The sequence below is a fragment of the Sphingobacterium sp. PCS056 genome (assembly GCF_023273895.1).
Lineage (GTDB): Bacteria > Bacteroidota > Bacteroidia > Sphingobacteriales > Sphingobacteriaceae > Sphingobacterium.
This window is the reverse complement of record NZ_CP096883.1, coordinates 2,217,278-2,236,385: the sequence shown is the minus strand read 5'-3', so window position 1 is coordinate 2,236,385 and position 19,108 is coordinate 2,217,278. Positions and strand designations below refer to the sequence as shown.

Sequence of the window (19,108 nt, the reverse complement as noted above, 5' to 3'; positions counted from 1 at the left end):
TGTATGTGCATCGCCTTTTTCTATATTGATATTACTCTTAATTATCCATTTGATAATGCAGCTGCACCAGAAACAATCTCCGTTAACTCTGTAGTAATAGCAGCCTGACGCGCTTGGTTGTATGAAAGCTTCAATGCTTTTAACAAATCTCCAGCATTATCAGTTGCTTTATCCATAGCTGTCATACGAGCACCATGCTCAGAAGCATGTGAATCCAAAATAGCTTTGTACAATTGAATTTTAATAGCTTTAGGAATTAATTCCTCAATGATCTTCTCTTTCGAAGGTTCGATAATATAATCAACCTCAGCAGTTTTTTCCTTAGTCGAAAGAGTATCTTCCGTAGGAAGTAATGGTAAAATTTGCTCAGAAGTCAAAATTTGTACCGCAGCATTTCTGAATTGGTTATACACCACCTCTACACGGTCAAAGTTACCTTCTTTGAATTGTTCCATTACAAATTCAGTGATTTTTGAAGTATTTTCAAAATTCAAAGCACCGAATAAATCACTATGATTGGCAATAATATTATAAGCAGGCTTTTTAGCATAGAAATCGTATCCCTTTTTACCAATGGTGATCATACTTACATCACCTTTACGTAATTGATCAGCATACTTTTCGGCAACTAACTTATTAGCAGTTTTGATTGCATTCGCATTAAAAGCACCAGCCAGACCTCTATTAGAAGAAACAACAATAATCAACACTTTATTTGGTTCACGATCTACCGTATAAGGAGAGTTACTTCCTTCTACACTTGCAGATACATCTGCCAAAATTTCACGAAGTTTATTCGCATACGGACGCAATTGAACGATTGCATTAGTAGCACGTTTTAATTTCGCTGCAGATACCATTTTCATCGCCTTAGTAATCTGCTGTGTCGATGTTACCGATGCGATACGGATTCTTACTTCTTTTAAATTTGCCATATTTAATTTGAGATTTGAGTATTGAGTACTGTGTATTGAGTATAACTCGCTATACTCAATACTCTATACTCATATCTAATTAATATTTTGATGCTAAGTCTTTAGCTACTGTTTCTAATACTGAAGTTAATTCATCTGAGAATTTACCTGCTTTAAAAGCATTTAAAACCTCTGGATGACGTTGCTCTAACAACGTTAAATATTCTTCTTCAAACTCTCTCACTTTATTTACTGGAACAGAACGGAATAAACCTTTAGTACCTGCATAAATAATGGCTACTTGTTTTTCAACAGAAACCGGAGAGTATTGCGCTTGTTTTAAAATCTCAACGTTACGGATACCTTTATCTAAAACTCCTTTAGTTGCTGCATCTAGATCAGAACCAAATTTTGCGAAAGCTTCTAACTCACGGTATTGTGCTTGATCCAATTTTAATGTACCAGCAACCTTTTTCATTGGCTTGATCTGAGCGTTACCACCTACACGAGATACAGAAATACCGACGTTGATCGCTGGACGGATACCTGCGTTAAACAAGTTCGACTCCAAGAAAATCTGACCATCAGTAATCGAGATTACGTTTGTAGGGATATACGCAGAAACGTCACCCGCTTGAGTCTCAATAATAGGAAGAGCAGTCAATGAACCACCACCTTTTACCAAGTGTTTGATAGACTCAGGAAGATCATTCATATTTCTAGCAATCTCATCAGAAGCATTGATTTTCGCAGCTCTTTCTAATAGACGGCTATGTAAGTAGAAAACATCACCTGGATATGCTTCACGTCCCGGAGGTCTTTTCAATAATAATGAAACCTCACGGTAAGCTACCGCTTGTTTTGATAAATCATCATATACGATCAAAGCCGGACGACCTGTATCACGGAAGAATTCACCGATAGCAGCACCCGCCATTGGCGCGTAGAACTGTAATGGAGCTGGATCAGCAGCTGAAGCAGCAACAACAACGGTATAAGCCATTGCACCACGCTCTTCTAAAGTACGAACGATATTCGCAACTGTAGAGTTCTTTTGACCGATAGCAACATAGATACAGAATACCGGTTGACCAGCATCATAAAATTCTTTTTGATTTAAGATTGTATCGATACATACAGCAGTTTTACCTGTCTGACGGTCACCGATTACCAACTCACGTTGTCCACGACCTACCGGAATCATCGCATCAATAGCTTTGATACCTGTTTGTAATGGCTCAGTTACTGGTTGACGGAACAATACACCTGGAGCTTTACGCTCGATTGGCATTTCGTATGTCTCACCTGTAATAGGTCCTTTACCATCAATTGGCTGACCTAATGTATTTACAACACGACCACACATACCTTCACCTACTTTAATAGATGCGATACGATTAGTACGTTTGATAGTATCACCTTCTTTGACGATGTCTGAAGGACCTAAAAGAACAACACCAACGTTATCTTCTTCTAAGTTTAATACGATACCTTGTAATCCGTTATCAAATTCAACCAATTCACCGGACTGAACTTTAGTTAAGCCGTAAATACGAGCAATACCGTCACCAATACTAAGTACGGTACCAACTTCCTCTAGTTCGGCTTCTGATTTAAAGCCCGACAATTGTTCTCTTAAAACTGCCGAAACCTCATCTGGTCTTACCTCTATCATTGTTATTATTATAAGGGGTTCTTGATTTTGTTAAATGTTAAAATCAACACTATACGCGTTGACCTTCAAAATATCTTTCTAATCTATTTAATTTACCTGCAATACTTGCATCATATTGTTTATCACCAATAGTAATCACAAATCCACCGATCAACGATTGATCAACTTTATTTGTAATCAATACCTGTGCATTAATTTGATTGGCAATTGTTGCTTTTAATTCTGATAAATTAGTATCAGAAAGTGGTGCTGCAGATATTACTGTAGCGTTTACAATTCCTTTTACTTCATTGTACTCACGAACAAACTCATGAGCAGCAGCTTCGATCACTTCAGCACGACCCTTTTGGATCATGATATTGAAGAATGATAAAATAGCAGGATTGATTTTATCTTTAAATAATGCCTCTAAGATATTTACTTTCTTGTCCAATTTAATAATTGGATTAGACAATACTGCACGTAGCTCAGGATTAGCTTTCAAAACTTCGATGAATTGATCCATATCCGTTTTGATAGCGTCCAAACTACCTTGTTCTTTTGCCAAATCAATTAATGATTTCGCATATCTTGATGCTACTTTAAATACTGACATACTTCTTTAATGATAAAATTTGAATGACCGATTAGTTTACTTTCACGTCTTTGAGCAAATCTGCGATCAACGCTTCTTGCTTATTTTGGTCTTCAAATTCTTTGCTTAATACTTTACGAGCAATATCCAATGCTAAAGTAGAAACTTGATTTTTTACTTCTGCCATTGCTTTATTCTTTTGCTCATTGATTTCGATTGAAGCTTGAGCAATCATTTTAGCACCTTCTGTTTGCGCTACATTTTTTGCTTCAGCAACAATCTTATCTTTCATTTCTTTAGCTTCTTTCAAGATAAGATCACGTTCTACACGAGCTTCCTTCAATAAGGATTCATTTTCATTTGTCAACCGTGCCATCTCCAACTTAGCTTTTTCAGCAGATTCCAAAGCATCAGAAATACCTTGTTCACGTTCTGCCAAAGCAGCCATGATCGGTTTCCAAGCAAATTTACCTAATAAAAAGATAATGATTAATAAGATGATGACTTGCCAGAAAAACAAACCAAATGAAAACTGTTCTATTAATTTTTCCATTGATGTATGATAATATTTTTTGTATTTCGTCTAATTGAAAGTATTATTTATGACCAACCGTCATAAATAATACTTTTAAATTCATTGGGTGATTATTTACCTAATAATAACGCACCGAAAGCTAAACCTTCTAATAAGGCTCCGATAATGATCATCGCAGTTTGGATTTTACTAGCTGCTTCTGGTTGGCGAGCGATTGCTTCCATTGCTGAACCACCGATTTTACCTAGACCTAATCCTGCTCCGATAACGATTAAACCTGCTCCAATTAAATTGTACATAATAAATGATTTAAATATAATTAAACAAAAAATTTCTTAGTGATGTGCCTCGTTATGCTCTTCGACAGCCATTCCAATAAATAGAGATGACAACATCGTGAAGATAAACGCTTGTAAAAATGCGACTAATATTTCAACTACCATAAGGAAGGTCGTCAATAACATTGACACACCGATACTTCCACCTACCGATAGTTGCTCCTGTAGCAAATAAACAACGGCAATTAAACCCATTACAACTGTGTGACCAGCCGTAATATTGGCAAATAAACGAACCATTAAAGAGAATGGTTTAGTAAATAAACCTAAAAACTCAATGGGTGCTAAAGCAATTTTGAAAGGAACTGGTACACCTGGCATCCAGAAAATATGTTTCCAATAATCCTTATTTGCTTTCAGATTGATAAATAAAAATGTAAAGATTGCTAAACAGAAAGTAACCGTGATATTACCAGTCACATTGAATCCTAGCGGTGTTAAACCCAAAAGATTTAAAACCAAGATCATAAAGAAAACCGACAATAAGTAAGGCATAAATTCTTTATAACGATGTCCGATATTTGGAATCGCCATCTCATCACGTACATAAAGTACCATGGGCTCCAACACACGTCCAAAACCTTTTGGTAAGTTATTAGCACCTTTTTTGTATGTTTTTGCTAGGCCTAAAAAGCCCCAAAATAATATTACAGTCGTTAACAGTAAACCAAAAACATTTTTCGTGATAGAAAAGTCTAAAGGTTTTTTATTGGTAGGGTGATGATGTTCATCATAATTAAGTGTACCCGCAGCATCCGTTTTATAAATTTTACCATGGTATAATGTATAAAATTGACCATCTTTTTCGACTACTTGTTTTCCGAAATCGAATGCCGAAGACATAAAAACTTTAATTCCACCATCAATTAATATTACAGGCAATGGGAATCCAAAAGTTTTACCCGCTTCTTTATCTGTAAATAAAGAAAAATAATGATCATCTTGCAAGTGATGCTCGATGTAGGATTTAATCTCTTCGTCTTGAGATTTAGGCTCTTCGCTTACTTCATTAGCTTTAGCAAAAAACGGATTAACAGTAAATAAAATCACTGCAAAAAAAAGAAATGCTTTCTTAACGCTCCCCATGTTCTGTTTTTTTATTTTTGCGCAAAAATACAATATTATTTGTCATTTTTTGCGATTAATTTGAACTTTTTATTAAAATTACTTATTGACTGATTCCACTTCTTTATTAATGACCTTAAATGCGACTAATACATCAAAAAACAAGTAAAGAAAAAACACGATTAAAAAATTATATTCGAAGATATCACCCGACGAATGATTTAAACCACCTCTAAAAAACACATAACTTAATGCAGCCTTTAACGTGATCAATCCCAAAAAAATAAAACCAATATTTTTGGGCATTACAGCATCGGAGATCAGGATAACAATTACTAGCACTAATGATGCAACAGATTCAAATGCATATAAGCTATACAGTTCAAAACCCGTTAAACTTTTAAAATCAGTAATCCCAAAAGATGGTAACGCATAATAGTGTGCCCCAAAAAGGATAACAGTAAAAATTAGAAGTATTGCAATAAATTTAATGTAATTATTCATCCCTGTTCAATCGATTAGCTTCTCGTATAAAATGATAAAGTGAGGCGAAAATACCGATAAATGTGCATATTTTCATGGCAAGACCATTAGAAAAATGGTATTTCTCATCTAGCCATGTGCCTAACATATACATCAAATAAATGGTGACTCCCATTTGCAGTGGCAACGAGATAAAAACCATCCACTTATTTGGGTTTTTATTAGACTTTCCCATGGCTATTTATAGCTAACTTTTACAAACATACACATATTTTGAAACATCTTAATCATGAACTGGATTTTCTAAAACTTTTTGTCCGATTTTAATATGAGGATAATCGATACTAGCCCCTAACATCATCTTCAATTCTGAGGAAGATTTACCAGGATGTGCCTTTATGGTATTAATAATGAGATCCAATTTATCCTGTTCGATCAATTCTGTAGCCTCGACTTCTGTACCAACAAAATGAATTAAGTGCCCATAAATAGTCCCTGCTACCATCCCCCTTTTCACCGCAATTTCTTCGATAGTAGCACCGTCCTTATAAAGCTCGAGAGTTACTTGTTTAGTATCAAGCTTTTTAGCACTTTCTCCCTCCTCATTTTGCACCACAAGGTCTTCTTTTTCTTTTGTCTTAGACTGTTCCTGCACCTGCTCCAAAGCTTGTTGAAAATCATCTTTCTTAGATAAAGCATCAGCGATAGTCAAACATTGTTGAAGCTGCTCGCGCTTACGCTTAAAATCCAAAAGCAGCTCTTTGGTTTCATCGATATATTTTTTTGTTCGCTTCTTAATCTGCCAATCTTTTATGTGCTGATCTAATGCGGCGACCAGATCTTGATCCATCTTAGGTAAAAACCAGTTGACGGCAGATGTAGTACGTTCACATATCAAAGCATAATCGACATGTTGGTCGGTTTTTTTCAATAGCTCGTACAATTGAGTAATGAATTTATGCGCCACCTTCTCTTGCGTAAGCAAATTTGATTGCATCGTAGACCAAAAAGCCTCGGCTTCCACTTTATTGTCAATATTGCGGTCGGCCAATGCAACCACCTGTTCTTGACAGGAAGTAGTCAAATAGTCCCAACGGAAACACTGGATTAAATTTTGTGCCAGATAAGTTCTTTGACATTGCTCCAAAATTTCTTTAATATCCGTTTGAAATGAAGAACGCAAAGCAAATTCGACGACCTGGCTATCCGTTCTGATTGCATATGCCGGAATAATGGATTTCAATACTAATCCTTTTAAACTCGTCAATCTACTCAGTGCAACATACACCTGTCCTGCCGCAAAAGAAGTTCCAGCATCTATGATCGCCTTATCAAATGTCAAACCTTGGCTCTTATGGATCGTGATCGCCCACGCTAACCGCAGCGGAAATTGCGAAAATGTACCTAATACCTCTTCCTTGATCTGATCCTGTCCTTTATCATAGTTGTATTTGATGTTTTCCCAAGTCTCTCGTTTCGCTGTCACATCCTCACTCCCGTCCGGAAATTTGACAACCACTGTGCCCGCTTGCAGATTAATATCCTTCACCGTACCGATCTTGCCATTATAGTATTTTCGATCCTCTCCCGTATCATTCCGTATGAACATCACCTGAGCACCAATTTTTAAAGACAGAATTTCTTCGGCAGGATAAGATCCCTGTGCAAAATCATCCTTGACAACAGCCTTTAAATTGAGCATCTTTCCCGATAGATTAGCCAGTGCTTTACCATTGATATCGTCAGCATTCCGATTGTGGGAAGTAAGCGTAATAAATTGATCTCCTTCCTTCGGTTCAAAATCAGGTTTATAATACGTATTCAGTTCCTTCAACATCTCCGTATCACAGTTATTATTTCGAATGGCATTTAAGATGGAAATAAAACCTTCATCCTGCTGTCTATAGATCTTATCTAACTCCAATAAAATCGGAGGATTATCACGAAGCACTTTAGCATTAAAAAAGAATACCGAAGTATAATGATTGCGTAGCACCTGCCACTCATGGTCACGCACGACAGGAGGCAATTGATATAAATCGCCAATAAAAAGCAATTGCAAACCACCAAATGGACGCATATCACGACGTACTGATTGCAGGATAACATTGATAGCATCTAATGTATCAGCACGAACCATCGACACCTCATCGATCACCAACAGTTCCAGCTCCTGAAGGATAGTACGACGCTGTTTCGTTAATTTAATCGTACTAAACAAACGGCTTTTGTTATAGATGTGGCCATCTTGTTCGTCCCATTTCAATTCATGATCTTCAATAAAAGTCCCAAAAGGCAACCAAAAAAGCGAATGAAGAGTAGTCCCTCCCGCATTCATAGCCGCCACTCCGGTCGGAGCAGTGATCGCCATTTTTTTATAACTATGGTCACGTATATATTTCAGAAATGTCGTTTTCCCGGTTCCAGCCTTTCCAGTAAGAAAAATATGTTGATTTGTTTGATTAACAAAAGCAACAGCTTGCATAAAAGCCGTATTTTCACGATCTATTTTTATTTCTGACATACTGATAATTTTAATGTGGAATTACAAAACTAATCAAATATTCTGAGAGGAAATAATGATACGATCTAAGTCTGATGAAGTAAGGTATCGTAAAAAACATGAGCACATCATATACCGCTATACAACCTGTTGTATATTTTAAACCATACCACTTTTCAAATTATTGATATTGATATCAAAACACCCAATGATGGTTATTAGCGAAATCTTGGTCAAGATTATACTGGATACGATCTGCTCTAAGATCAAGTAATAGCGCCTCTTGTCCGTAATCTATGGCACTACGTCCCGATCATAATAGGATGCCATTTCAATATATCTGATATAGGTAAGCAGAGTCTATAAATGGTAATATCATCGTCAAAATACTAAAAACACGGACTTAACACGCAGTCACCACGGACTTAACACGGATTTATGCTGTATATGGTAAGAATATAGTGTGCATTACAGATGAAGGAAATTCGAATAACCTACTGACTTTAGCTATACTTATTGATAAGCTAATAACCCGAAAAAATAAGTTTATTATACGCCAGACCATGTTTTTTTTAGAGATTTAACAAGCACTGATCCATCTCTTCAAGCGATAGACCAGCGTAAGCTAGATCTACCTGTGATCGGATCATGAGCCAATAGCGAGTCCGAGTCAAAAAATGAAAACCTACTATGCTTTTGGTTTATTTATACGTATCGATCTGACGATAAAGTGTTCACCATGACTCAACAGCATCAATATATCAGCCCCAGTAGTATGATCGTTAAAAATAGCTAAAACGTTTATGCTATTTTTATTTAAAAGATTTTATTTATATTTATCACTCAAATAAACATATAATAGACTTACTAAGATACATATTTATGATAACGGATAAATCAACGCTATTTGAGGAATTAGATAAAGCGTTAAAAGAAAAAGGATTTGAAATTGATAAATCTGATCAAACCAGACCTTGGGGCGGTTTCTTTGTCATCAACGAAGATCAAGCGCAAAAATTTGCCGACGAATATTTCGACGGATTAGATGTAAAAGATCTAAAAATTTCTGGAAAATTAAGTCCAAAAATTCTCGTGGTAGCACCCGAAAAAAGATTATCATGGCAGTATCACCACCGTCGTGCCGAAATTTGGAAGGTAATTCACGGAACTGTTGGTGTTATGGTATCAGATACCGATGATGAATCTGTTGTTCAAACATTGACAGCAGGTAGTATTATCAAATTACGTCAAGGACAACGCCACAGGTTAATTGGATTAGATGGTTATGGCATATTAGCTGAAATTTGGCAACACACCGATATCGAAAACCCTTCTAATGAAGACGATATCGTTCGTGTACAAGATGATTTCGGAAGATAGTACCTGAGTATCACATCTCGTATTAAACACAAAGAACTCGAAAATTTAATTTTCGAGTTTTTTTATGTCCTATAATATTGTACAAACACATGATCTGATATTCAAAATACCAATAGAATGATTTCAACACCACAAATCATTCCCTAAAATTCGGTTAGAAAATCGCGCTACATCATATATCATTTTAAAAATCAAATGACATGAACCAAGATTGCCATTTTTTGTTATTTTTACTTAACTAAACTAACACAGATTATGACTGATCAAGAAAACAATAAAAGCTCAAGTATATTGAATAGTCTTAAAAAGCTAATTTTTACAGACCACCAAGAGACTCCATCTGAAGAACGATCCCCATCGCCCCATATAAAAGAAGAACCTATTCCTCCAAAGATCACGAAGGAATACACAGCTGCCGTCGCAGGAAATCCACTTTCAAACAATCAACAGCCCCCCGCTATTCCGATAACAGCCAATGATGGATCTACTGATATCAAACAAATGAAACTGAAAGTTCTTGGCATATTAGAAAGACTCAACGAACAAGGATTAGATTTTTTTGAAGTGTGGAATGCAGCTGCAGCAATGGGAAAAGTAGATGAAAATACGTTAAAAGCAGCCTATACTTCACTGAAATATGTGGATAGTAGCTTGACCAAAGAAAAGTTAAAAACAACTGGCACTAATTATGCTAACAAACTGAAAGAAACCATAGCCAAAGAAACACAACAAAAGGAAGCGGAAATACAAAAGGTAGAACAAGACCGTGAATTTGAAAAGACAACACTAAACAATGAAATCAAAACATTAACCGACAGCATTTCTAAGCTTCAAGACGACTTACAGAAAAAACAAATTGCCCTTGCTCAAATTAACACGAAATATGAGCCCAAATTAAAAGAGATCGAACAAAAAATTTCGATTGGAAACGCAGCTGTCAATGAAGTAGTTAACGATATTCAAACAACCTTAGCAATTATAGAGAGATCAATCTCATAAGTTACAAATCAATGGAAAAGAAAGAACACTATATCAATATACCCGCTGAAATAAAATCTCAGTTACCTATTTTTCAAGTATTGGGTGATCATTTGCCCGCGCAGATGCAAACTCCTCAAGCCAAGAAGACAATCTCCAGTATATTTTTTTGGGCATTAGTACTCGGAGGTGCTTTCGCTTTTTTCAAGTTTCTTCCGATCATGTTGGAATATGCTGCAAAAAGCATTTTATTTGTCATTTTCAGCATCCTATTATTAACACTATTATTATTAGCTCCAAAAATCATTGCGTTACTACATCGATTGGGTACTGTCTTATTATTTAAAGGTGAAAAAGCGATCATCCGCAATAATCCCATAGAGACGTTACAGCTTTTATCAAAAGATGCAAAGGACACCCTAAAAAGGGTTAAAGAAAAAATTAGTAATGTAGATGGCGTCCGTATCGATATGATTCAAAGTGGTGAAACAGCACAAAAAACCGCAGAAGAAAAGTATATCTATGCAAAGCGCTTTACCGCAGAAGCCGCAAATTTAGATGAAAGCGCTAAAAAAGAAACTCAAAACAACAATACCGAAAAAGCAAACGCTTACCTGCGAAATGCAAAAGAGACGCGCACAAAAGCATTTCTCTTAGGTAAAGAAGGAGAATCGGAAGAACAAAATGCACGAAGCTATGTACAGTATGCCAACCAATTTGCTAAAGTTTTGGAAGTATTGAAAGATAATGAAAGTGCCGCCCGTATTTATGTAAGCACACTGGACAGTAGTATATCTATTATTTCAAAAAAACTCGAAGCTACCCAAAAAATGAAAAATGCGACAGAAGGGCTTGCCGACGTATTTAATATCAAAGATGGCTGGGCTTTCCAAGAAGCAATGAATGCGGCAACAGGTGCTATCAGCCAAAATATTGCTTCGATCAGATCTAATCTAGACTTTTTAGATCAAAACAATAATATTACGGTGGGCGGAGCACCTACGCAGGTAGAACTGGAAGAGTTTATCCGAAAAGTTGATGAGCGCAATTTGAAAGTGTTGAATGTCAGTCAAATGGCCGATTCAAGTTACGAACTCAAACCCGAAGAAAAAATAGACAAAGGATTTACATTATTAGATTAATCGTTATACAAATTATATTATAAAAATTATGGAAGAAAAATCAACTTGGGCTAGATTACGCTGGCCAATTAAAGCAATAATTATTGCCATTCCACTTATTGCACTTGGCTACTGGGCATTTAATTCTGGTAAATTTGATGGTACAGCAACATCCACTGCAGATACCACAATAAACAGTACCTCTTCAAATCCTGCCCATAAATCAAATGATGATAAAAGAACTTTTAATTACCAACCCGAAAAACCGGTAAACGGTGAATACAAAGGAGTAATAGAAGTAGGTGCTTCGGGCTTCAATTCTTTTGTTGTGAATATAGATAAAGAAAATCATTGGGAGATTATTTCCAAAGATTTTGGCAAATCATTCGTATATGAAGGTATGGCCAATACCGAAGATATTCGCAAAGGTCTTAAAGATTATATCGGAACCATGTTTGATAAGGGCGTAAAATCAAAAAACATACACTTTGTGATCAGTTCCGGAGCTCAAAAAGAACCTAAAACAGCTATCATTGTTTCTGAGCTTAAGAAAATGGGATTTGTTGTCAATTTAGTCACAGCAGAACAAGAGGGTAAATTGGCCCTTAAATGCGTATTGCCTCCTTCTTATCAAGATAATTCTTTTGTTGTTGATATTGGCTCGGGTAACACCAAAATTTCTTGGGTTGCAGGACAGACAAGTTCACTGGAGGCTCCGGGTGCTAAATATTATGAAAAGAACCTCAAAGATGAAGATGTTTATAATGAAGTAAAATCATTGACAGCAAAAATTCCATCAGCTAATAGAGAAATCTGTTTTATCATCGGTGGAGTTCCTTTTGAATTAGCACAACAAACACGTACAGGAGAAGAACGTTTTACGGTATTAAACAATCCCGAAACATACAATACTGACAAAGTCAAAATCAAAAGTGGTGTTAACATCTATAAAGCAATAAAAGATGCAACCAACTGCGATACCTTTGTTTTTGATTGGGATGCCAACTTTACAATTGGTTTCTTACTCTCATTAAATAAATAGTACAATTAAAAAGAGTCAATAAAAAATGGTCTTGTTGAAATCAATAAGACCATTTTTTATTTTTATCAGTGCCTCAAATTTACCCCATATTACTTAATAAAAGGATAATGACAATGATCAGCAATATAAACAAGGTTATTTTCCAAAAACTATAAGGTCGCTGTCCATATACCTTACCGTTAAATGCATTCACCATAATCTGATAACTCTTACTTTTATACCGATAAGCAGACAACCATACGGGAAGTAAAATATACTTCAACCTGATGTCCTCATAATCCGAATCAATATGATCTATGCTTTGCGTATCGCCACCAATGTCAGATCGCACAGTATCGCTAATGATATCTTCCATTACCCTTTTCGCTGCTTGAATCCCGGCAATATGATCGATACTAAAAGTTTCAGCAATAAATCCACTCAAATACTGATCATTAAACGGTTTTAAATAGGCCATGTTCCAAGGACCTATTTTCGAAGCAAAATCATTGGGTAACGATGTTGATGCACTAATCAAAACATCTTTAAAGCGATTCAACACTTGGCCAGACGCATAATACCAGCGTGTCTGCTGTTCCTCGTAGGTTTCTGACTTACCATCTGCAGTACGACGCGTCCGCGTGACGTAGTAATACTCCCCTCTTTGACCTTGATAAGAAGAGGTTGCTTTAGCGTCATAGCACCAAAAAGGAATATAAACTCCCTTTAACCTATTATTCTGCGCATTAAATATACGTTTAAAATCATTTGGAGCAAACCATAATCCCCCAGCCCATTTTTTGAAAAGCGGAAATGCTTTCTTTTCGTCAATAACAAACGGAATTAAACCATGAGGTTTGACAATTCGTCTTTCTTGATGATCAATAACCAGAGGAGAGGCGCAAAAAGCACATAAATCTGCTGTAACATGTGGATCCAAAGTTGAGTTTGCTCCACAATTTTGACAGTGCACGACCTCAGCCGTGATCGTAAACCGGGCATCGTGAATATCCCGCATTGCAGTTGTAAATTCATCATAATCGATCGTCTGTATGGCAGCTCCAATACCCGCATGTTCCACAATCTGATTTTCAGTACCGCAGTATGCACATTTTAAATATGACGTACCAGGCTGATAGGCTAAAATCGCTCCGCAGCCCTGACACTTCAAATCCTGACTGATTTCCGTTGTTTTATCCTCAAAACTCATAAACAGAATCTATGCCCCCGGAATTGGTGGAGGACCAGCATGAAACAAGCTTGTCAATTCTTCTATTTCACGCGCTTCCATCCAATTTTCCATCCCTGCTTTCCAAGTCAGAATAGAAGAAGTAAGTTTACCAGTATGTATCTCATCTTTCAGCTGCTCAATCGTAAATGGCCCCTCTTGCACACCATTGATCGCGAGGTAGTATTGGACCGCTTGTGGTATTACTGGTGGGCTTACCGATGGAGAGGCACCCGTAGGTTGGTTACCGTCAAACTTATTTTGCTGGAACACACTGGTCATCTGGCCAGCCATCCCCGCTCCGAGTCCTACCCCCAGTCCAGCCCCCATAAGACCACCACCATTGGGGTTTTCAGCCGCTTTTTCCATAGCATTTGCAGCTTGAAATTGAGCGTAAGCGCCCAGATTTCCAACAATACCCATACTACTTCTTTTATCCAATACTTTTTCAACTTCTTCAGGCAATGAAATATTTTCAATCAAAAATTTATTCAGATTCAACCCGATCTCTTCAAATTCAGGGCGTATTTTCTCTTGGATAAAGTTGGATACTTCATCATAATGAGATGCGAGATCCAAAACGGCTATTTTAGACTCAGCAATAGCATCCATCCCGCGAGTGACCGCGATATTGCGAAGTTGCTCATTAATATTTTCAACGGTAAATGTTGGATTGGTTGCAGCAATTTGCTTTAAAAACACAGCAGGATCATTAACCTGAAAAGCATACGATCCAAAAGCCCGTAATCGTACAGGACCAAATTCAGCATCCCGTAGCATAATCGGATTTTTAGTTCCCCATTTTTGATTGGTAAATTGTCTTAAACTGATAAAAAACACATCCGCTTTAAAAGGACTATTAAATCCATATTTCCATCCTTGCAAGGTGGTCATCACAGGCATATTCTGCGTAGTCAGCACATGTCTCCCAGCAGTAAAAACATCGGCGATCACCCCTTCGTTCATAAACACCGCAACCTGTCCCTCACGTACAGTAAGCTGTGAATTCATTTTTATTTCATTCTGATAACGAGGGAATTTCCACACAATCGTATCAGGACTATCATCAACCCATTCGATGATATCGATAAACTCATTTCTTATTTTATCAAACAATCCCATAATTTATTGCTATAACGTTTCCTAAATTTAAATAAATAATCAGCAATCTAAAGTAAATATTTATAGAATTTACAGCTCACTATCCAAACCAAAGATAGCTTGTAGATTTCTGCCCTTCTAAATAATTGAATTAAGAAATTGACTACACATATTTAATCTTTATTTTACTATTTTTGCTAAACACCGAAGAATAATTAAAAAACATGAGTACTTATAACGAAGATAGTATACGTTCCCTCGATTGGAAAGAACATATTCGCTTGCGTCCCGGTATGTATATTGGGAAATTAGGAGATGGTTCTGCCTACGACGACGGTATTTATGTCTTATTAAAAGAAGTAGTCGACAACTCTATTGATGAGTTTGTAATGGGCGCTGGTAAAACGATCGATATTACGGTCAATGACAATAAAGTTGCCGTCCGGGATTATGGCCGTGGTATCCCAATCGGATCAGTCGTAGATGTCGTGTCAAAAATTAATACAGGAGGTAAATACGATAGTAAAGCTTTTCAAAAATCCGTAGGGCTTAATGGTGTCGGTACAAAAGCGGTTAATGCGCTGTCTGGACAATTTACCGTACAATCATACCGCGAAAAAGTAACACGTATCGCACAATTTAGCAAAGGAGAATTATTGTCTGACGAGGAAAAAGAAACCACGCAACGTAACGGTACCGCTGTGATATTTTACCCCGATGAAACCATATTCAGAAATTATAAATACCGCTTAGAATTTGTCGAAAACATGATCTGGAATTATGTTTTCTTAAATTCAGGTTTAACCATTAATTTCAATGGACAAAAGTTCATCTCTGAAAATGGTCTAAAAGATCTTTTAGAACGGAATATCGATACAGAATCCATGCGCTACCCGATCATTCACTTGAGAGGAGAAGATATCGAAATCGCAATAACACACGGTCAGCAATATGGTGAAGAGTATTACTCCTTTGTCAATGGCCAGCACACTACGCAAGGAGGAACACATCAAGCAGCTTTCCGCGAAGCCTTGGTAAAAACAATACGTGAGTTTTACAAAAAAGAATTTGATGCTTCAGATGTTCGATCTTCTATCATCGGAGCAATTGCCATAAAAGTACAAGAACCTGTCTTTGAATCGCAAACAAAAACAAAACTTGGTTCTCAAAGTATTGGACCAGATGGCCCTACTGTGCGAACATTCATCAATGATTTTCTTAAAAAAGCATTAGACGATTATCTGCATAAAAATTCGGAGACAGCTGATGCCTTGTTAAAACGTATCCTTCAATCCGAAAGAGAGCGTAAAGATATCGCAGGAATTAAAAAACTGGCCAATGAGCGTGCTAAGAAAGCATCCTTACATAACCGTAAACTCCGCGATTGTAAAGTTCACTTCTCCGATAAAAACGAAAGAAATCAAGAAACTACATTATTCATTACAGAGGGGGATTCTGCATCCGGTTCTATTACCAAATCTAGAGATGTACAGACACAAGCTGTTTTTAGTTTAAAGGGAAAACCATTAAACTCTTATGGGATGTCCAAAAAGATCGTCTACGAAAACGAAGAATTCAACTTGTTGCAACATGCCCTAAATATTGAAGATGGCTTGGACGGTTTACGTTATAATAATATTGTATTTGCGACAGATGCCGATGTTGATGGTATGCACATACGACTATTATTGTTAACCTTCTTTTTGCAATTTTTCCCAGATCTTGTTAAAGCAGGTCACGTCTCTATTTTGCAGACACCACTATTCCGTGTGCGTAATAAAAAGGAAACGATCTATTGCTATTCGGATGAAGAAAGACAACGTGCAATCGCTAAATTAGGAAACAAACCAGAGATCACACGTTTTAAAGGTCTTGGTGAGATCTCCCCTTCCGAATTTGGTCTATTCATCGGAAAAGATATGCGCTTGGATCCAGTATTCTTATCCAAGGATAATAAAATAAAGCAACTATTAGAGTATTATATGGGGAAAAATACTCCCGATAGACAAAAACATATTGTTAATAATCTTCGCGTTGAACTCGATCTTGAAGAAGAGCTAGCTCGAATTGCTAAAGAAGAACAACAAACACAACAAGCGGGTTAAGATACCCCGCTTGTTTTTTCTTTCTAGCATTTCCAATCATTTGCTATAATCTAAAAAGTACCGACCACCAGACTGACATGGCTGCTACCATACATCGAAGTAGCCATATAAAAGCAGAAAACATTTTCACATTCAATAAAAAGTGATTTATATCATTTTTTAATCAGGCAAACATTACTTTTTCATATCCTTTTTATTCGGTATTTCGTATTGAAATAAAACTGATATGACGCACTCATTCCATATTCCCGTTTTGGGATTAGCATTCTCAATAGATTCCCCGTTAAAAGTCGCTCGATTTGGGATATCATCTGTTATATCCATCGTAGATGATGAATTAATTGAACGTATTCGGGCATATTATTGTCAGATAAATAAGAAAGAATATGTTCCCATAAAAAAAACAGAGGCCGATTTTAGGTCGCACCGAATTTCAAGTTATCTCAACCTGGTTGCTCAATTAGTCCAAGAACAGATTGAGCATATGCGTACCGAATTTTTTGAAAAAGGCTCTGAAATTGATCGCTATTTTCAACTCATACCGGAATCTCATCCTGCAAAAAAGATCTACCATGACATGCTATCCGAAACCGATATTGTAGAAAAGGCAAAGAAAAAACAAAACCTCAGAACATGGATCCAAGCCGGAGATATTGATGTCAATATCATGTCTAAAGTGGATAAGATCAATTATGATAAAAACGGAAATGCACAGGACGACATCTTTTCAGATGCACTAGCAGCATTAAGAGGATATGCAAATTCGCAGTTACAATCTTCCGTTATTCTTTCTGCAGGTATGAACCCCAAGCTATACGCATATGTCGCCGAATTGCCTGCTTTTTGGCAACAAGATGACGGCACGTTTAAAAAGAAGATAACATTAAAGGTCAGTGATTACAGATCTGCATTAATACAAGCAAAGTATTTAGCAAAAAAAGGAGTTTGGGTTTCCGAGTTCCGTGTAGAGTCGGGTTTAAACTGTGGTGGACATGCATTTGCTACAGATGGTTTTTTATTAGGCCCTATTTTATCTGAATTCAAAAATAAAAAACAAGAGTTACAGCAAGAGCTGTTTCATATTTATCAACAATATTGGATTCAAAAAGACAAAAAATTTCAACAAGCTCCACCCATTAAGTACACGGTACAAGGCGGAGTGGGAACGGCTAGCGAACATCAATTTTTACTCCAATATTATGAATTTGATGCCGTAGGTTGGGGGTCTCCATTTTTACTCGTACCCGAAGCTACCACTGTCGACGAAGAAACATTAATGGCACTGACCACTTCAGAAGAACAGGACTTTTATATCAGTGAAGCTTCACCACTCGGAGTACCTTTCAATAATTTTAGAAAAAGCTCTGCAGAGCGTCTACGTTTAAAAAGAATACAACAGGGAAGACCCGGAAGTCCATGTATCAAGAAATACCTTGTATCCAACACAGATTTTGGTGCTGAACCCCTTTGTACGGCATCTCGCGCATATCAACACAAAAAAATTCAAGAATTAGAGGCAAAATCATTAGAACAAAAAGACTATGACAAAGAATTTGCACGAATTACTGAAAAAACATGTCTCTGCGACGGACTTGCAGCACCTGCCTATTTAAAATACGATATTTTAAAACCTAAAGAACAAAGCGCTGTATCTATTTGTCCAGGTCCAAATACGGTGTGGTTTAAAAGTAAATGCTCACTCGACCAGATGATCAACCATATCTATGGAAAAGATGATTTGATCAAAAATGATAACCGTCCATTTCTATTTATTAACGAACTACAACTCTATGTGGCACATATAAAAAAATACGTAGAAATGAATGCCGATACCGTCAATGATAAGAAAATAAAATATTTAGAAAAATTTAAAAATCAGCTTTTAGAAGGAATAGCTTATTATGATAAATTAAAAAATGATTTGAAAGGCTTTTCAAATCATGTTATAGAGCGTATACCCGAGCAGCTCAACAATGCCGAAAGGGAACTTGCCGGGATCAAATTTTAAGGGATCAGATCTACGCGAATCTAATGTCCAAAAACAACAAAGGAGTAACTAAACATGTTACTCCTTTGTTGTTTTTGTA

17 protein-coding genes are annotated in these 19,108 nt (G+C 36.6%); 6 read left to right on the top strand and 11 right to left on the bottom strand.

Annotated elements, in window-relative coordinates; genetic code table 11:
• Positions 1-41: 41 nt before the first annotated feature.
• The 9 genes from atpG to MUB18_RS09150 all read right to left on the bottom strand — a co-directional run bounded on the left by atpG (position 42) and on the right by MUB18_RS09150 (position 8,108).
• A complete protein-coding gene (gene atpG, locus MUB18_RS09190; RefSeq protein ID WP_108158480.1) occupies positions 42-935 on the bottom strand; it encodes an ATP synthase F1 subunit gamma in 894 nt (297 codons plus the stop codon).
• Positions 936-1,014: 79 nt separating this feature from the next.
• Positions 1,015-2,589 (bottom strand): F0F1 ATP synthase subunit alpha, encoded by a 1,575-nt coding sequence (atpA, locus tag MUB18_RS09185; protein ID WP_021188669.1) that lies wholly within the window; start codon positions 2,587-2,589, stop codon positions 1,015-1,017.
• Between the two features lie 49 nt (positions 2,590-2,638).
• The gene (locus tag MUB18_RS09180) at positions 2,639-3,184 is read right to left on the bottom strand and encodes a F0F1 ATP synthase subunit delta (protein WP_045753272.1); all 546 of its coding nucleotides are present in this window, start codon (positions 3,182-3,184) and stop codon (positions 2,639-2,641) included.
• A gap of 31 nt (positions 3,185-3,215) precedes the next feature.
• Complete coding sequence (locus tag MUB18_RS09175) at positions 3,216-3,716, bottom strand: F0F1 ATP synthase subunit B (protein WP_045753271.1); 501 nt, start codon at positions 3,714-3,716, stop codon at positions 3,216-3,218.
• Between the two features lie 92 nt (positions 3,717-3,808).
• Positions 3,809-3,997, bottom strand: coding sequence for an ATP synthase F0 subunit C (atpE, locus tag MUB18_RS09170; protein WP_021188666.1), 189 nt, complete (start codon positions 3,995-3,997; stop codon positions 3,809-3,811).
• Positions 3,998-4,033: 36 nt separating this feature from the next.
• Positions 4,034-5,122 (bottom strand): F0F1 ATP synthase subunit A, encoded by a 1,089-nt coding sequence (gene atpB / locus MUB18_RS09165; RefSeq protein WP_248755702.1) that lies wholly within the window; start codon positions 5,120-5,122, stop codon positions 4,034-4,036.
• Positions 5,123-5,200: 78 nt separating this feature from the next.
• Positions 5,201-5,605 carry a hypothetical protein gene (locus tag MUB18_RS09160; RefSeq protein WP_045753269.1) on the bottom strand — a complete coding sequence of 135 codons (405 nt, stop codon included), beginning with the start codon at positions 5,603-5,605 and terminating at the stop codon, positions 5,201-5,203.
• On the bottom strand, positions 5,598-5,819 hold the full coding sequence (locus MUB18_RS09155; RefSeq protein ID WP_021188663.1) for an AtpZ/AtpI family protein: 222 nt from the start codon (positions 5,817-5,819) through the stop codon (positions 5,598-5,600). Before MUB18_RS09155 ends, MUB18_RS09160 begins: the two co-directional genes overlap by 8 nt.
• A gap of 48 nt (positions 5,820-5,867) precedes the next feature.
• Positions 5,868-8,108, bottom strand: coding sequence for a helix-turn-helix domain-containing protein (locus tag MUB18_RS09150; protein WP_045753268.1), 2,241 nt, complete (start codon positions 8,106-8,108; stop codon positions 5,868-5,870).
• An 861-nt stretch (positions 8,109-8,969) separates the two neighbouring features.
• Between MUB18_RS09150 and MUB18_RS09145 the strand changes: the two genes are divergently transcribed.
• From MUB18_RS09145 to MUB18_RS09130, 4 genes are all read left to right on the top strand, one after another.
• Positions 8,970-9,467, top strand: coding sequence for a phosphoheptose isomerase (locus MUB18_RS09145; RefSeq protein ID WP_045753267.1), 498 nt, complete (start codon positions 8,970-8,972; stop codon positions 9,465-9,467).
• Between the two features lie 255 nt (positions 9,468-9,722).
• Complete coding sequence (locus tag MUB18_RS09140; protein WP_248755701.1) at positions 9,723-10,466, top strand: hypothetical protein; 744 nt, start codon at positions 9,723-9,725, stop codon at positions 10,464-10,466.
• 11 nt (positions 10,467-10,477) lie between these two features.
• Positions 10,478-11,587, top strand: coding sequence for a hypothetical protein (locus MUB18_RS09135; protein ID WP_248755700.1), 1,110 nt, complete (start codon positions 10,478-10,480; stop codon positions 11,585-11,587).
• Between the two features lie 28 nt (positions 11,588-11,615).
• Positions 11,616-12,608: a hypothetical protein gene (locus tag MUB18_RS09130; RefSeq protein WP_045753264.1), complete on the top strand. Its 993-nt coding sequence runs from the start codon at positions 11,616-11,618 to the stop codon at positions 12,606-12,608.
• Positions 12,609-12,687: 79 nt separating this feature from the next.
• Here the strand turns inward: MUB18_RS09130 and MUB18_RS09125 are convergent, their stop codons facing one another.
• Together MUB18_RS09125 and MUB18_RS09120 are read right to left on the bottom strand one after the other, a co-directional pair.
• On the bottom strand, positions 12,688-13,797 hold the full coding sequence (locus MUB18_RS09125; protein ID WP_248755699.1) for a zinc finger domain-containing protein: 1,110 nt from the start codon (positions 13,795-13,797) through the stop codon (positions 12,688-12,690).
• Positions 13,798-13,806: 9 nt separating this feature from the next.
• Positions 13,807-14,937, bottom strand: coding sequence for an SPFH domain-containing protein (locus MUB18_RS09120; protein ID WP_248755698.1), 1,131 nt, complete (start codon positions 14,935-14,937; stop codon positions 13,807-13,809).
• 203 nt (positions 14,938-15,140) lie between these two features.
• On the opposite strand from MUB18_RS09120, the gene MUB18_RS09115 reads away from it, so the two are divergent.
• Together MUB18_RS09115 and MUB18_RS09110 are read left to right on the top strand one after the other, a co-directional pair.
• The gene (locus MUB18_RS09115) at positions 15,141-17,021 is read left to right on the top strand and encodes a DNA topoisomerase IV subunit B (RefSeq protein WP_045753261.1); all 1,881 of its coding nucleotides are present in this window, start codon (positions 15,141-15,143) and stop codon (positions 17,019-17,021) included.
• Between the two features lie 226 nt (positions 17,022-17,247).
• Entirely contained in the window at positions 17,248-19,029 is a 1,782-nt protein-coding gene (locus tag MUB18_RS09110; protein ID WP_248755697.1) for a hypothetical protein, read from the top strand.
• Positions 19,030-19,108: the final 79 nt, after the last annotated feature.

Coding starts and splice junctions, on each gene's coding strand:
- MUB18_RS09145 (WP_045753267.1), top strand. CDS start 8,970: ATGATAACGGATAAATCAACGCTATTTGAGGAATTAGATAAAGCGTTA.
- MUB18_RS09135 (WP_248755700.1), top strand. CDS start 10,478: ATGGAAAAGAAAGAACACTATATCAATATACCCGCTGAAATAAAATCT.
- atpA (WP_021188669.1), bottom strand. CDS start 2,589: ATGATAGAGGTAAGACCAGATGAGGTTTCGGCAGTTTTAAGAGAACAA.
- MUB18_RS09180 (WP_045753272.1), bottom strand. CDS start 3,184: ATGTCAGTATTTAAAGTAGCATCAAGATATGCGAAATCATTAATTGAT.
- atpE (WP_021188666.1), bottom strand. CDS start 3,997: ATGTACAATTTAATTGGAGCAGGTTTAATCGTTATCGGAGCAGGATTA.
- MUB18_RS09110 (WP_248755697.1), top strand. CDS start 17,248: ATGACGCACTCATTCCATATTCCCGTTTTGGGATTAGCATTCTCAATA.
- MUB18_RS09125 (WP_248755699.1), bottom strand. CDS start 13,797: ATGAGTTTTGAGGATAAAACAACGGAAATCAGTCAGGATTTGAAGTGT.
- MUB18_RS09155 (WP_021188663.1), bottom strand. CDS start 5,819: ATGGGAAAGTCTAATAAAAACCCAAATAAGTGGATGGTTTTTATCTCG.
- MUB18_RS09150 (WP_045753268.1), bottom strand. CDS start 8,108: ATGTCAGAAATAAAAATAGATCGTGAAAATACGGCTTTTATGCAAGCT.
- MUB18_RS09120 (WP_248755698.1), bottom strand. CDS start 14,937: ATGGGATTGTTTGATAAAATAAGAAATGAGTTTATCGATATCATCGAA.
- MUB18_RS09160 (WP_045753269.1), bottom strand. CDS start 5,605: ATGAATAATTACATTAAATTTATTGCAATACTTCTAATTTTTACTGTT.
- MUB18_RS09175 (WP_045753271.1), bottom strand. CDS start 3,716: ATGGAAAAATTAATAGAACAGTTTTCATTTGGTTTGTTTTTCTGGCAA.
- MUB18_RS09115 (WP_045753261.1), top strand. CDS start 15,141: ATGAGTACTTATAACGAAGATAGTATACGTTCCCTCGATTGGAAAGAA.
- atpB (WP_248755702.1), bottom strand. CDS start 5,122: ATGGGGAGCGTTAAGAAAGCATTTCTTTTTTTTGCAGTGATTTTATTT.
- MUB18_RS09140 (WP_248755701.1), top strand. CDS start 9,723: ATGACTGATCAAGAAAACAATAAAAGCTCAAGTATATTGAATAGTCTT.
- atpG (WP_108158480.1), bottom strand. CDS start 935: ATGGCAAATTTAAAAGAAGTAAGAATCCGTATCGCATCGGTAACATCG.
- MUB18_RS09130 (WP_045753264.1), top strand. CDS start 11,616: ATGGAAGAAAAATCAACTTGGGCTAGATTACGCTGGCCAATTAAAGCA.